The 13,972-nt window shown below is 59.8% G+C and carries 10 protein-coding genes; 3 read left to right on the top strand and 7 right to left on the bottom strand.

The features are described 5' to 3' along the window. The first annotated feature begins 50 nt into the window (after positions 1-50). Positions 51-824, top strand: coding sequence for a precorrin-6A synthase (deacetylating) (gene cobF / locus GVI59_RS10695; RefSeq protein ID WP_173574270.1), 774 nt, complete (start codon positions 51-53; stop codon positions 822-824). Positions 825-1,126: 302 nt separating this feature from the next. On the opposite strand, the gene GVI59_RS10690 is transcribed toward cobF, so the two are convergent. Continuing rightward, a complete protein-coding gene (locus GVI59_RS10690; RefSeq protein ID WP_173574269.1) occupies positions 1,127-1,984 on the bottom strand; it encodes an aldo/keto reductase in 858 nt (285 codons plus the stop codon). A gap of 25 nt (positions 1,985-2,009) precedes the next feature. Next, complete coding sequence (locus GVI59_RS10685) at positions 2,010-2,993, bottom strand: aldo/keto reductase (RefSeq protein WP_173574268.1); 984 nt, start codon at positions 2,991-2,993, stop codon at positions 2,010-2,012. A gap of 149 nt (positions 2,994-3,142) precedes the next feature. On the opposite strand from GVI59_RS10685, the gene GVI59_RS10680 reads away from it, so the two are divergent. Beyond that, a complete protein-coding gene (locus GVI59_RS10680; RefSeq protein ID WP_173574267.1) occupies positions 3,143-4,036 on the top strand; it encodes a LysR family transcriptional regulator in 894 nt (297 codons plus the stop codon). A 101-nt stretch (positions 4,037-4,137) separates the two neighbouring features. Here GVI59_RS10680 and GVI59_RS10675 read toward each other — a convergent pair whose 3' ends face one another. The 5 genes from GVI59_RS10675 to zapE form a co-directional block, all read right to left on the bottom strand. Then, entirely contained in the window at positions 4,138-5,070 is a 933-nt protein-coding gene (locus GVI59_RS10675) for a L,D-transpeptidase (protein ID WP_173574266.1), read from the bottom strand. A 600-nt stretch (positions 5,071-5,670) separates the two neighbouring features. Beyond that, complete coding sequence (gene lpdA / locus GVI59_RS10670) at positions 5,671-7,410, bottom strand: dihydrolipoyl dehydrogenase (protein WP_173574265.1); 1,740 nt, start codon at positions 7,408-7,410, stop codon at positions 5,671-5,673. A 170-nt stretch (positions 7,411-7,580) separates the two neighbouring features. Further along, on the bottom strand, positions 7,581-8,813 hold the full coding sequence (odhB, locus tag GVI59_RS10665) for a 2-oxoglutarate dehydrogenase complex dihydrolipoyllysine-residue succinyltransferase (protein WP_173574264.1): 1,233 nt from the start codon (positions 8,811-8,813) through the stop codon (positions 7,581-7,583). 197 nt (positions 8,814-9,010) lie between these two features. Next, positions 9,011-11,869: a 2-oxoglutarate dehydrogenase E1 component gene (locus tag GVI59_RS10660; RefSeq protein WP_173574263.1), complete on the bottom strand. Its 2,859-nt coding sequence runs from the start codon at positions 11,867-11,869 to the stop codon at positions 9,011-9,013. 290 nt (positions 11,870-12,159) lie between these two features. Then, entirely contained in the window at positions 12,160-13,389 is a 1,230-nt protein-coding gene (gene zapE, locus GVI59_RS10655) for a cell division protein ZapE (protein ID WP_173574262.1), read from the bottom strand. Between the two features lie 164 nt (positions 13,390-13,553). Here zapE and GVI59_RS10650 point away from each other — a divergent pair, with 164 nt between their 5' ends. Further along, on the top strand, positions 13,554-13,910 hold the full coding sequence (locus GVI59_RS10650; protein WP_173574261.1) for a carboxymuconolactone decarboxylase family protein: 357 nt from the start codon (positions 13,554-13,556) through the stop codon (positions 13,908-13,910). Positions 13,911-13,972: the final 62 nt, after the last annotated feature.

The raw sequence follows: 13,972 nt of genomic DNA, 5'->3' as shown, positions 1-13,972 counted from the left end.
ACCATGTCACACCGGGCGCGTTGGCCAACCAATCTGAGGGAAAGCGTTTCATGATCGATCTGGTCCTTGTCGGCATCGGCACGGGAAATCCCGAACACCTGACCCTTCAGGCCGTTCGTGAACTCAATGCCGCCGACCTGATCCTCATACCGCGCAAGGGTGACGAAAAGGCCGATCTTGCCGAATTGCGCCGGACCATCTGCGCACAGGTGCTGACCAATCCAACCGTCCGCATCGTCGAATTCGACATGCCGCGTCGCGACGTCACCGACCCCGACTACCACAGAGGTGTCGCACACTGGCACCGAGCAATCGCCCATGCATGGAACGAAGCGATCCATGCCAACCTGCCCCAGGGCGGCACGGTCGCGCTCCTCGTCTGGGGCGACCCTGCCCTGTATGACAGCACCCTGCGGATTGCTGCTCAGCTAAACCCGGCTCCCATGACGATCCGCAGCATTCCCGGCATCATGTCGCTGAACATGCTGGCGGCCGCCCACGCCATCCCGCTCAACGACATCGGCGCTCCATTTCTGGTCACCACCGGACGCCAGTTGCGCGATCATGGCTGGCCGCCGGGAACGGATACCGTCGTGGTCATGCTGGACGGCGACTGCTCGTTCCAGCATATCCCCGCCGATGCCATCAGCATCTACTGGGGCGCCTATGTCGGTATGCCCGAGCAGATTCTGTTATCCGGCCCTCTCGCGCAGATCGGGCCGCGCATAATCGCTGCCCGCGCCGAAGCCCGCGCCCGCCACGGCTGGATCATGGATATCTATCTGCTGCGGCGGCACGCGAGCAGCGTAACGGAAGCCAGATGATGGAACCGACCGGACAGGTGCGGGCGAACTTGTCGGCACGTGGCCTGTTGGTGGCAGCTATGGGAGGTGACCGGAAGGTCCACTCTAGGATAAAAAATTAGAAACCGGGCATCCAGGCGAGCGCATGGTTCCTTAGTGAGCCTACTGATTGAGCTAAAAACTCGCGGGAGAAATAGACGCCGAAAAAGCAGCGCCGGCTCACCTGTCCCACAATCGCTTCGTCCGTTCCGTCCACCCTTTTCGATGCTGTCGAAGCTTGCGGATGGTCGGACGAAGCATGTTGCTCACGGCTCTTACCAAGCTCAGAGTTTCCGGGTGCCGAGCCACTTCACCTTCGCGGGGTCGCGGTGATCGAAGAAGCTGCTGGCCTTCTGGTCGAGCGTGGCGATCAGGGCGAGATCATTCTGATCCAGTTCGAAGTCGAAAATGGCGAAGTTCTCGGCCATGCGCCGCTTGCGCACTGACTTAGGGATGGCGACGATGCCGCGCTGGTTCAGCCAACGCAGCACCACCTGAGCGATGCTCTTACCATGCTTCCGACCGATCGACTGAAGCACGTCGTTCGAGAACAGCCCGTTCCTGCCTTCCGCGAACGGCCCCCACGCTTCCGCCTGGACCTTGTACTCATCGAGAATCGCCTTCGCATCGTCCTGCTGATGGAAGGGGTGGATCTCGATCTGGTTGACCGCTGGCGCGATATCGTTGTGGAGCACGAAGTCTACAAGCCGGTCCGGGTAGAAGTTGCTGACGCCGATCGCGCGGATGCGACCGGCGCGGTGCAGTTCCTCCATCGCGCGCCATGCGCCATAGACGTCGCCATAAGGCTGATGGATCAGCCAGAGGTCGAGATAGTCGAGTTGCAGCTTGTTGAGCGAGCGTTCAAAGGCAGCCTTGGCGCCTTCGTAGCTCGCGTCCTCGATCCAGAGCTTGGTGGTGACGAACAGGGCGCTGCGGTCAATGCCATGATTGCGGATCGCGTTGCCGACCGCTTCCTCGTTTCCGTATGAGGTTGCGGTATCGAGGAGCCGGTAACCGACATCGATCGCGTCGCGCACGCTGCGCTCGCACTCGGCAGGGTCGGGCACCTGGAACACACCGAAGCCGAGAGACGGCATCTCGACGCCGTTGTTCAGCGTCATAGCGGGAATGTCGGTCGTCATAATCGTTCCTTCCCCGAAAAGGGGCTCAGCGATTGATGAAGTTCTGGTAAGAGGCGGGGTAGCGTGCGCCGTGGACCTCGATACCGTCGAGCGCCTGTGCGATGCGCGCAAGGTCGTCGCTCGTCAGCACCACATCGACACCGCCCAGATTCTCCTCGAGGCGAGACAACTTGGTGGTACCAGGGATCGGCACGATCCACGGCCTCTGCGCAAGCAACCAGGCGAGCGCAATCTGGGCCGGAGTGCATGACTTCTCCGACGCGATGGCCATCACAAGATCGACCAGTGCCTGGTTCGCCGCAAGCGCCTCGGCCTGAAAACGAGGAACGGTACTGCGGAAATCGTCTTTGGCGAACACCGTCTTCGGATCGAGCCTGCCGGTCAGAAATCCCTTACCCAGTGGCGCGAACGGTACGAAGCCGATGCCCAGCTCTTCCAGAAGCGGAAGGATTTGCGCTTCGGGTTCGCGCCAGAACATCGAATATTCGCTCTGAAGCGCCGTGACCGACTGAACCTTATGGGCCCGCCGGATTGCGTCGGGTCCCGCCTCGGACAGGCCGAAATGCTTCACCTTGCCGGCCTCTATCAACTCCTTCACGGTTCCGGCCACGTCCTCGATCGGCACGTTCGGATCGACACGATGCTGGTAGAAGAGGTCAATCCGGTCGGTGCGCAGGCGCTTCAGCGCCTCGTCGGCGACCTGCCGGATGCGTTCGGGCCGGCTGTCGAGCCCCTCTGCCGGCACGCCGTTCACGAAACCGAACTTGGTTGCGATCACGACCTCATCACGCACCGGCTCGAGCGCCTCGCTGACGACTTCCTCATTGATCCCCGGCCCGTAGGCCTCAGCGGAATCGAAAAAGGTGACACCGCGCTCGAAGGCCGCGCGGATCAGTTCAACGGCATCCTTGCGATCAGTTGCAGGCCCGTAGCCGTAGCTCAGGCCCATGCAGCCGAAGCCAAGTGCCGATACCTCCAGACCATCCCGGCCCAATATGCGCTTCTGCATGTCTTTTGATCCTGCTGTTCGTCAATCGACGCCCGCTCCGGTGTCGGTATGGCGGCAGTGTAAGCTGAGGCTGTTCTGCAGATTAGACAGGATAAATCGCTTGGGTCTATGACTCCATGTCATGAAACTGGTGATATGGGCGGCTCGATATGCGTCGTGAAGAATTGGGAAGCCTGGCCATGTTCCTGGTGGTTGCCGAGGAGCATAGCTTCACCAGGGCCGCGGCGAAGCTTGGCCTCTCCCAGTCCGCACTCAGCCATTCGATGCGGCGGCTGGAAGCTAGGCTGGGGCTTCGCCTGCTCACGCGCACGACGCGCAGCGTCGCGCCCACGGAAGCCGGCGAACGGCTGATCGAGACGCTTCGGCCAGCGCTCGACGACATCGACCAGGGACTTGCCGCTTTAACCCGGCTCCGCGAACGACCAGCCGGCACCGTCCGTATCACGACAAGCGCTCATGCGGCCCACGCAGTACTGTGGCCGGCGATCGACCGTCTCGCGGCCGAGAACCCCGACATCAACGTCGAGGTGAACGTCGAGAGCGGGCTCGTCGATATCGTGGCTGAAAGATATGACGCCGGCATCCGGCTCGGCGAGCGATTGGAACAGGACATGGTCGCCGTGCCGATCAGTCCAAAGCTGCGCATGGCCGCATTCAGCGCGCCCTCATACTTCGCCAGACGCGGGACGCCTCAGACCCCCTATGATCTTGCCGAGCATAATTGCATCAACCTGCGCCTGCCGACCTCGGGCGGTCTTTATGGCTGGGAATTTGAGCGTGACGGCAAGGAACTCAAGGTCAAGGCGGAAGGGCAGCTCGTGTTCAACACTGCCGACCTCATTGTGGCCGCAGCTCTTGCTGGTCACGGTATCGCCTTCATGGTTGAAGACCATGTAAAGGACCATCTGGCCGCCGGAACCTTGGTGCGGGTGCTGGACGAATGGTGCGAGCCCTTCGACGGCTACTACCTGTATTATCCTAGCCGCCGGCAACCTTCGCCAGCATTCAGCCTCCTTCTGGACGCCCTGCGCTATCGTGGTTGAGAGTGGGCTTTCAGGCAATCCGCTGCTGCGGACGAACCTCGGAAATGAAGCGTAAACAGCCCCTCACTCCACCCGCAACAAAACCTTCAGTCCCAAGAATTTCACGACTTCTGCGCGGTCGTTAAAGGCACCGGAGCCGTAGGCTTCGCACCGGAATCCACGACCACCAATGCCTCACCCGCGATGGGTGATGGCACCCGGTCCTTCCTCAGAAGCGCCTTGAAACGGTCGTCGTAACTGGCGGCCTGTTCATACTCGACATCGAGCAGACCGTGACGGTCCATGAATACGTTGAAGGCTGCGGGAATACGCACGCAGCCTTCGGAAGCAGGATGACCAAGGCGACTTTCCAGAAAATCGGGATCGGTCGCGTGCATCTCAAGACGGATATCGCCTGTTTCCCCAGACGCCAGCCAGCCTTTGACAGCGTTGTGCCAGCCGAAATCCCAGACCCGCATCCCTTTCGCGCCGATGCCGCGAATACCATTCTCGTTTTTCGTGCCTTCGGCCCTGTAACCCAGACGATCAGCGGTATTCGGGAAGACGCCTGTGGGCGTGATGTAATAGTATTTGCGGCCAGTATTACCGGTCGATACTCTTACACTACCCAGAACCTGCCAGTCCGATGTATCGGGAAGCGCCAGAACAAGAGCCAGTTTCTGGACTTTCACATTGCGATCGACAACCACAATCACCTGTGCCCGCGTAATACGGAAATCCGAACGGGCGATTGTCTCCTGAGCCAGCTTGACCCAGTGCAGTTTCTGGGCCTCGCTCAAAGGCAGCAGACCGGGCACTTCCTTGTGCAGGGCTATCGACAGTTTTTTCGCTTCAATACGGGCTTCACTGTCATCCAGCGAAGGGAGAGGCGGGATGACGACCGGCGGTGCTGCATCACTATCAGGCAGCGGCTCAGGCGGCGCAACAGTGTCCGCCGGGGTGCCGGGAACAGCCGGAGACTGGCAGAAAGCAGGCGAAGAACACGCAACGGAAGTCACAAGCGTCAAAGCCAGCGTTGTTCTCCAAACCTTCATTCGGTGCTCTCTCCTCAATGCCTCCCGTCAGTCGTCTCGCGGGACTGCTTATGCTGTGGTGTTTTATCACAGGATGAACTACACGCCACCAGAAGAAATAACAAACCCTGTTTCACACCTCTACTGTGCTACCTATCTTTAACAGAATGATATCAGTTAAAAAACAGATACATGATGTATTTGTCATACCATTTAATTTTAAGTAAAAATTAAAATTACCGAAGATTTTTACACTACACACCTTATCTCGGCATAACTTTCCTGAAGCAGTCCGGACTCTGCGGGTATAGCCGCAACAAGAAGCGTCACACGCGATAAAACCCAGCAAACCCCAACAAGACATTCGCTTCATCGCATCAGACAGAACGCTTTTCCCAGTTTCTGGTTGCTCCGGGTCTTGATGAGTACAGCGTGCCCAGACGGGCGCTCCGAAACATCAGGCAATACCCGGAACCTTGTATTTATCCACCGCTTCTCCGCAGCACATTCTGCACAAAAACCATAGAGTCCTGTCCTGTCCGCCAATATCGGCCATGACCCCAACAAAAAAACGCCGCTGATTTCCCAGCGGCGTTTCCTTAGTCAGACTTAAGCCCGTTGTCAGATATTCAGCGAATGACCAGTGACGCCCAGCGCCGCCTCCTTCACCGCTTCGCTCAGCGTCGGGTGAGCGTGACAGACACGTCCGATATCCTCGGACGAAGCGCCAAACTCGATCGCCATCGTGCATTCCGCAATCAGTTCGCCAGCACCCGGACCGATGATGTGCGTGCCAAGAACACGGTCCGTCTTTGCGTCGGCAATCACCTTCACAAACCCGTCGGTCATGCCGATGGCGCGGGCACGGCCATTGGCCATGAACGGGAACTTGCCGACCTTGTATTCGACGCCCTTTTCCTTGAGCTGCTCTTCCGTGAAGCCGACTGTCGCCACTTCCGGCCATGTATAGACCACACCCGGAATGGCGTCGTAATTCACATGCCCCGCCTGACCGGCAAGGATTTCAGCAACGGCAACACCCTCTTCCTCAGCCTTGTGCGCCAGCATCGGGCCACGGATCACGTCACCGATGGCGTAAACACCCGGCACGTTCGTGGCGAAATGCTCATCGACTTCGATACGACCACGGTTGTCGAGAGCAATACCGGCCTCTTCAAGACCCATGTTTTTGCTCGCCGCCGTACGACCGATGGCCAGCAGCACGACATCAGCGTCAAGGGTTTCAGCAGCGCCACCCTGTGAAGGCTCGACCGTCAGGGTCACGCCTTTTCCGGTTTTCTCGGCCTTGGTCACCTTGTGACCGAGCTTCATCGTCAGGCCCTGCTTGATCAGGATCTTGCGGAAAGCCGCTTCGATTTCATTGTCCGTGCCCGGAACCAGACGATCGAGGAACTCGATAACCGTCACATCCGCACCCAGACGATGCCAGACGCTGCCCAGCTCAAGGCCGATCACGCCACCCCCGATGACCACCATCTTTTTCGGCACGGCGGAGAGTTCGAGAGCGCCGGTGGAGGTGACGATCACCTTCTCATCGACGTCCACACCCTTCAGGCCCGCGCTGTCACTGCCTGCCGCAATAACAATGTGCTTTGCGGTGACGGGCTTGCCGTCAACCGTCAGACGACCCGTGCCTTCGACCTTGCCTGTGCCCTTGAGCCAGGTGATGCCGTTCTTCTTGAAGAGATACTCAACGCCTTTGACATTGGCCTCGACAATACCGGCCTTGCGCTTCTGCATCTGCGCCAGATTGAGCTTGATACCTGCAATATCGATGCCGTGCGTTGCGAAATCATGTTCCGCAGCGTGATAGTTTTCAGACGACTGCAGCAGCGCCTTGGACGGGATACAGCCGACATTCAGGCAGGTGCCGCCGAGCGTGGCGCGCTTTTCGACGCAGGCCACCTTGAAACCAAGCTGGGCTGCACGAATGGCGCAGATATAGCCGCCCGGACCGGCGCCAATCACGACCAGATCATAATCCGTCTCGGCAGGGGCTTCCGTCGCTGCTGGAGCAGGCTTCTTTTCCGCAGCCGGAGCGGCTTCCTTCTTCGGCGTTTCGGCTGGTTTGGAAGCAGCGGCAGGCTTCGCGGCAGCTTTTGCGCCCTCGGCCAGAATGGCCAGCACCGCGCCGACTTCCACTTCATCGCCTTCCTTGACGGCGTGGGTTTCCAGCACGCCAGCAGCCGGAGCGGGGACCTCAACACTCACCTTGTCGGTTTCAAGCTCGACAACCGGCTCATCGACAGCGACCGCATCACCCGGCTGCTTGAGCCATTTGCCGACCGTGGCAGACGTCACACTCTCGCCCAACGCCGGAACCTTGATTTCGATTGCCATTTTTTCCCGTCCCGATTGAATGTCGATCGACGCTGATCGTGGCGCATAAAGCCGCCTCACGTCCATCGTCTGTGTCCGCCTCTCCGTTCAGAGGCACGAAAGCTTCATCAGACAGCTTCCGGAAATATACAGGCCCTTCCATCACAAGACGAAAGAGCCTGTGAAACGTCTCAGAGTCCGAGCAGCAGACTGCGAGGATCTTCAACATACTTCTTGAGAGCAACGAGGAAGCTCACAGCCTCCTTGCCGTCAACGATACGGTGGTCGTAGGAGAGCGCCACATACATGATCGGACGGATCTCGACCTTGCCGTTCACCGCCACCGGACGGTCAACGATGTTGTGCATACCCAGAATACCGGACTGCGGCGCATTCAGGATCGGCGTGGACAGCATGGAGCCGTAGATGCCGCCGTTCGTGATGGAGAACGTGCCGCCGGACAGATCGTCGATCTTCAGCGTGCCTTCGCGGGCCGCCTTGCCAAAGCCTGCGATCTTCTTCTCGATCTCGGCGTGAGACAGCGTTTCCGCGTCCCTGATCACCGGCACGACCAGTCCGTTCGGACCGCCCACCGCAATGCCGAGATTGATGAAGTGACGGTAGATGACGTCATCGCCATCAATCTCGGCATTGATCGCCGGGAATTCGTTGAGAGCGGCAATCGCGGCCTTTGAGAAGATCGACATGAAGCCAAGCTTCACACCGTATTTCTTCACGAAGAGATCCTGGAACTCGACGCGCATTTCCTTCGCGGCGGTCATGTCGATCTCGTTGAACGTGGTCAGCATCGCCGCCGTGTTCTGCGCGTCCTTCAGACGACGGGCGATGGTGCGACGCAGGCGTGTCATCTTCACGCGCTCTTCACGCGGATCGTCCTTGCGTGGCGGCTTGGCCGGAGCCTGCGCCGTCACCGGAGGCTGCGACAGGAAGGCCTGCACATCGCCTTTTGTGATACGGCCATCCTTACCGGAACCGGAACCGATCTGCTGCGCGGACACGCCCTGCTCGGTCATGATCTTGCGTGCGGCCGGGAATGCTGTTGCAGCATCAGCCTGCTCCACAGGGGCGGATTTTTTTGCCGGAGCAGGGGCTGCTTTCGCAGCGGCAGCCTTTGGCGCTTCCGCTTTCGGAGCTTCCGTCTTGGCTGGCGCCGGTTTGGCGGAACCGCCCGGCTCCAGTGTGGTCAGAAGCGCACCGACCTCGACCTCGTCGCCTTCCTTGACGGCAGGCTGACCCAGAACACCGGCCTGTGGGGCAGGAACCTCCACCGTCACCTTGTCAGTCTCCAGCTCGGCAACGGGTTCATCAGCCGCTACCTGCTCTCCGGCTTTCTTCAGCCATTTCGCAACAGTCGCCGTCGTGACACTCTCGCCCAGCGTCGGCACCTTGATCTCGACTGACATCTCGCTTCCCACTTTCCTTTTCGAATCGGCATGTTGCGGTTCCACACCGTCAACACCGATCCTTCAGTTATGCCCCCAACCGGAGGTCTTCGAAACTCACGCTCCCGGCACCTGATCATCACGTCTGCGAGACAGGCGATGGAAAGCGTACAACCGGAACCGGGTCACCATGATGGCGACCCGATGTTTTCAGACAGTCAGGCCAGTCCCAGCGCGCTCTTGACCAGCGCCGCCTGCTCGGCGGCATGGATCTTCGCCAGACCGGTCGCCGGGCTCGCAGCAGCAGCGCGACCCGCGTAAACCGGACGACCGACCTTGTGACCGGCCACACCCAGCGCGCCCTCGATCAGACGATCGACGAAGTGCCAGCCGCCAGCGTTGCGGGTTTCCTCCTGACACCAGACGATCTCTTTCGCATTCGGGTAGCGCTCCAGTTCCGCCGCCAGCTCTGCTTCCGGGAACGGATAGAGCTGCTCCAGACGGATGATCGCCACCTTCTCCTGCTTCTGGTCGCGCCGTGCTTCCAGCAGGTCGTAGTAAACCTTGCCCGAGCACAGGACGACGCGTTCGACAGCGTTGTCTGCCAGCGGATCGATCTCGCCGATCACCGGACGGAAGCTGGTGCCTGTCTCGAACTCGGCCAGTGTGGACACGGCGAGCTTGTGACGCAGCAGGGACTTCGGCTCCATCAGCACCAGCGGCTTGCGGTAAGGCAGCTTCAGCTGACGACGCAGCGCGTGGAAGTAGTTGGCCGGCGACGTGATGTTGCAGACGAACATGTTGTCTTCGGCGCAGAGCTGGAGATAGCGTTCCAGACGGGCGGAGGAGTGCTCCGGTCCCTGCCCTTCGTAGCCATGCGGCAGCAGCAGCACGAGGCCGGACATACGCAGCCACTTCGTCTCGCCGGAAGCGATGAACTGGTCGATGATGACCTGCGCACCGTTGGCGAAGTCACCGAACTGCGCTTCCCACAACACGAGGTTGTTCGGGTTGTGCATGGTGTAGCCATACTCGAAGCCCAGCACGGCGAACTCGGACAGATGCGAGTTCCAGATATCGATCTGGGACTGCCCTTCCTTGATGTGGTTCAGCATCGTGTAAGGCTGCTGGTTGGTCTGATCGAAGACCACGGCATGACGCTGGCTGAACGTGCCGCGCTGCACATCCTCACCCGACAGACGGACGCGGTGCTTTTCCAGCAGCAGGGAGCCGAAGCCAAGCGCTTCACCAGTCGCCCAGTCGATGCCTTCACCCGTCTCGATCGCCTTGGTCTTCGCCTTGAGCTGGCGGGCGATCTTGCTGTTGAGGTTGAATCCCTCAGGCACCCTGGTGATGGCGGCGCCGATTTCGGTCAGCACGTCTTTTGCAATACCGGTTTCGACCTTCACCACTTCCCCCGCTTTCGGGGGAGCCTGCAGACCGGCCCAGTTGCTTTCCAGCCAGTCCGCCTTGTTGACCTTGTAGGACTGCGCTGACTTGAAGTCTTCATCCAGCCTGGCGTGGAACGCATCCCACTGGGCCTTCACTTCGTCTTCTGTCAGCACGCCCGCTTTCACCAGATGATTGGCGTAGACGGTGTGCGGCGTCTCGTGAGCGGAGATGGCCTTGTACATCACGGGCTGCGTGAAGGCAGGCTCGTCCGTCTCGTTATGGCCGTTGCGGCGATAGCAGACGATATCGAGAATGATGTCGCTGGCGAATTTCTGGCGATAATCCGCCGCCAGACGGGAGGCGTAAACCACGGCCTCGGCATTGTCGCCGTTGATGTGCAGCACCGGCGCTTCGATGGCCTTGGCCATGTCGGAACCATAGATGCCGGAATGGCCATTCACCGGATTGGTCGTGAAGCCGATCTGGTTGTTGACGATGATATGGATTGAACCGCCCGTGCGATAACCGGCGAGCTGAGACATGGACAGCGTCTCATAGACCACGCCCTGACCGGCGAAAGCCGCGTCACCGTGAATCTGGATCGCCATGTGCGACAGACGGGTCTCGGTATCGCCATCATCATCCTGTGCGGCGCGGACCTTGCCACAGACGACCGGGTCAACCGCCTCAAGATGCGACGGGTTCGGCTGGAGCGAGATGTGAACCGCGTGACCGCCGATCTCGACATCCGTGGAGGAGCCGAGATGGTATTTCACGTCGCCGGAACCAGCCACGTTGTCAGGCTTGAAGGAGCCGCCGCCGAACTCGTTGAAGATCGCGACATAGGGCTTGCGGACGACGTTCACCAGCGTGTTCAGACGACCGCGATGCGCCATACCGATGGCGACCGACTTCACGCCCTGCTGCGCGACCTGATCGATCATGGCGTGCAGCGCCGGGATGGAGACTTCACCACCTTCAAGACCGAAGCGCTTCGCGCCGACATAACGCTTCTGGCAGAAGGACTCGAAACCTTCGGCTTCCGTCAGGTTCTTGAGGATCGATTTCTGTTCCTCGACCGTGACGCTGCTGGGCCAGTTATCGCCTTCCAGACGGGAACGGAACCACTCGCGCTGCTCTTCGGAGCGCGCATACATGTATTCCGCGCCGATCGCGCCGCAATAGACCTGACGCAGGGCCGCCACGACTTCCTTGACGCTGGCTGTCTCGCGGCCCGGCAGGATCGGAGACAGCAGCTTGCCGATATAGACCGGACGATCGAGATCCTTTGCGCCGAAACCGTAAGTCGCAGGGTCAAGCTCGACGGCCGGAGCCGGAACTTTCAGACCCAGCGGATCGGTCTGCGCTTCCAGATGTCCGAATTCACGGAACGCCCGGATCAGCTGCGCGATGGCGAGGCTGTCCGTCGCGGCCAGACCTGCGCCCTTGCCGCCCGCAGGAGCCGGAGCGGGTTCGTCACCCGTGATGATGGATTTGCGTGGCGCCCAGGAAGCCCCGGAGGCGTCCTGAAGGATGGAAGCCGTTTCATCGTCCATTGAGCCGAACAGATCGGCGAAGGACGGGTCCACGCTCTTCGGGTCTTCGGCCCACCGTGCGTACAGATCGGCCACGTAAGCGATATTGCTCCCGCTCAGTGCCGTCGTAAGAAGATCGCTGCCCGCCATTTTCAGAACGCTCCTGTGTTTCTTCTCAAGCTCGTGGAGGTGAGTCTGTGTGTCACCTCCCCAAGCCGGTCGATAGGCCGTTTCGACATGACTGTTACGTCCAAAGCTGAAGAACTGGTCACCTGACCGCAGGAAAGCGACTTCAGACGGGATGGCTGCGTCTCTGCAAACATATCCATGATCTGCGTGTCTCCATTCCACGACCGGGTGACCCGGCCATACCCGGTCCCGGCCGGGTTACTGCGAAATTTGCTAGACCGCCGAAAAAGACACGACAAGCCGTCGGGCTGTCACGGTCTGGAGAGGACTCCCCCCGGACCATGGGCGCGGGCCAGCCAGCTCTCGCTGCTCATTTCCATGAGACGGGACGCCGTGCGGGCAAATGCGTCCGCGCCCTCCCCTGACGGGAAGAGGTTATCCGGGGAGTCGTCGGCAGAGACGAACAGCAAATTGCCGTTGTCGTACAAGGCGTCAATCAATGTGATGAAGCGTCTGGCGACGTTCGCATCGTCGGGTCCGAGCGATGGAATGTCGTCCATCACAATAACGGGAAATTTCCTGGCGATGGCCAAATAATCATTTGGTCCCAGCGGTCTGCTACACAGAGAAGTGAAATCGAAACGGGCAACCGGCCCCTGTGCATGATCGACCGGCAGGGACCGGCCACTGAATTCCAGCGTCACCTTTTCCACCGGATGGCCTTCGCCATAACGCGCCACGATCTTGTCGAGACGCCGTCTGGCCGTCTCATCGGCCGGAACGATCCATGTTGTGTCGTCCTGATCGCGTCCACGGCGGTAATCGGTTTCCGAATCCAGCACTTCAGTGTCCAGATGGCGCTTGATGATAGCGATGAATGGCTTGAAGGCATCCGCACCGGGCCGATTCTGGAACAGATCACCGGGCACGGTATTCGATGTGGCGACGATGATGACCTTCGCCGCAAAAAGCGCCTCGAAAAGACGCCCCAGAATCATGGCGTCGGCGATGTCGTTGATCTGAAACTCGTCAAAGCAGAGAAGCGTCGCGTCCTGGGCGATTGTCCGGGCCAAAGGAGGGATCGGATCGCTCATCCCCGGATTGGCTTCCTTGAGCGCCCGGAGCCGCTGATGCACTTCCTGCATGAAGGTCAGAAAGTGGATGCGCTGCTTCTTCTCGATCGTGACGCAGGAAAAGAACAGATCCATCAGCATGGTCTTGCCGCGACCGACACGACCCACGATGTACACCCCACGCGGAATACCGTCATCGACACGTTCGTCCGTCCGGTTCAGCAGTTCAGGCAGTTTGCTGACGAGCTTCGACAACAGGCCTTTGCGCTCTTCCGGCGGTTTGACCGGAGCGGGGCGATAAGCCTCCAGTTCGACCCAAAGACGATCGAGGCGTCTGGCGACTCGTTCCTGATCCGGGTCACGCCGCAGGGTGCCGCTGGCGACACGCTCTTCATACAGCGCGAATGGACCTGATGCCTGAGGCTGGCCAGAAGTCCGGGACTGGGCGGAAAGGGGCTGTCTGTTCATGGTATCCATAGCTTCTGCCGATAGCGATGCCTGCTGTGACCAGCAAGAGAGTGGCAATAGGCCACACTCGCTCGTGACACCATACTCACGCGGTGGTGAAGAGGCGGCGCACGGACATCGTCCTATCGTGAGGCACTTTCATCCCAAGCAGAGGAATTCAGGATATGACAGACTGGAGCGACTGGAATGAACGGCGCGAACATCTGGGCAAGGCCATCGGCGCTTATAGCTCTGTCGCGCCGGACACTGTCTCAAGCATTCTTGCCCTGAACAGCGCCAGCGCGAAGAGCGGCCATCTGGACGCCAAGACGCGGGAACTGATTGCGCTTGCTGTCGCCGCCACGACCCGCTGCGATGGCTGCATCACCATTCATGCTGCGGAAGCCGTAAAGGCTGGAGCGACACGCGAGGAGATCGGCGAGGCGCTGAGCGTCGCCATTGCCCTGAATGCGGGCGCGGCGCTGGTTTATTCGACGCGCATCATGGATGCGTTCGACGCTGCGAAAAAAGCAGGCGGCTGATTTCTGGTCGGCATTATGGGCCTGATTATTTTTCAGGCCCTTCTTTTTGCGAGAACGAGGCG

It is taken from the genome of Acetobacter sicerae (assembly GCF_011516765.1).
GTDB classification, from domain to species: domain Bacteria; phylum Pseudomonadota; class Alphaproteobacteria; order Acetobacterales; family Acetobacteraceae; genus Acetobacter; species Acetobacter sicerae.
This window is presented reverse-complemented; position numbering and strand designations above follow the sequence as displayed.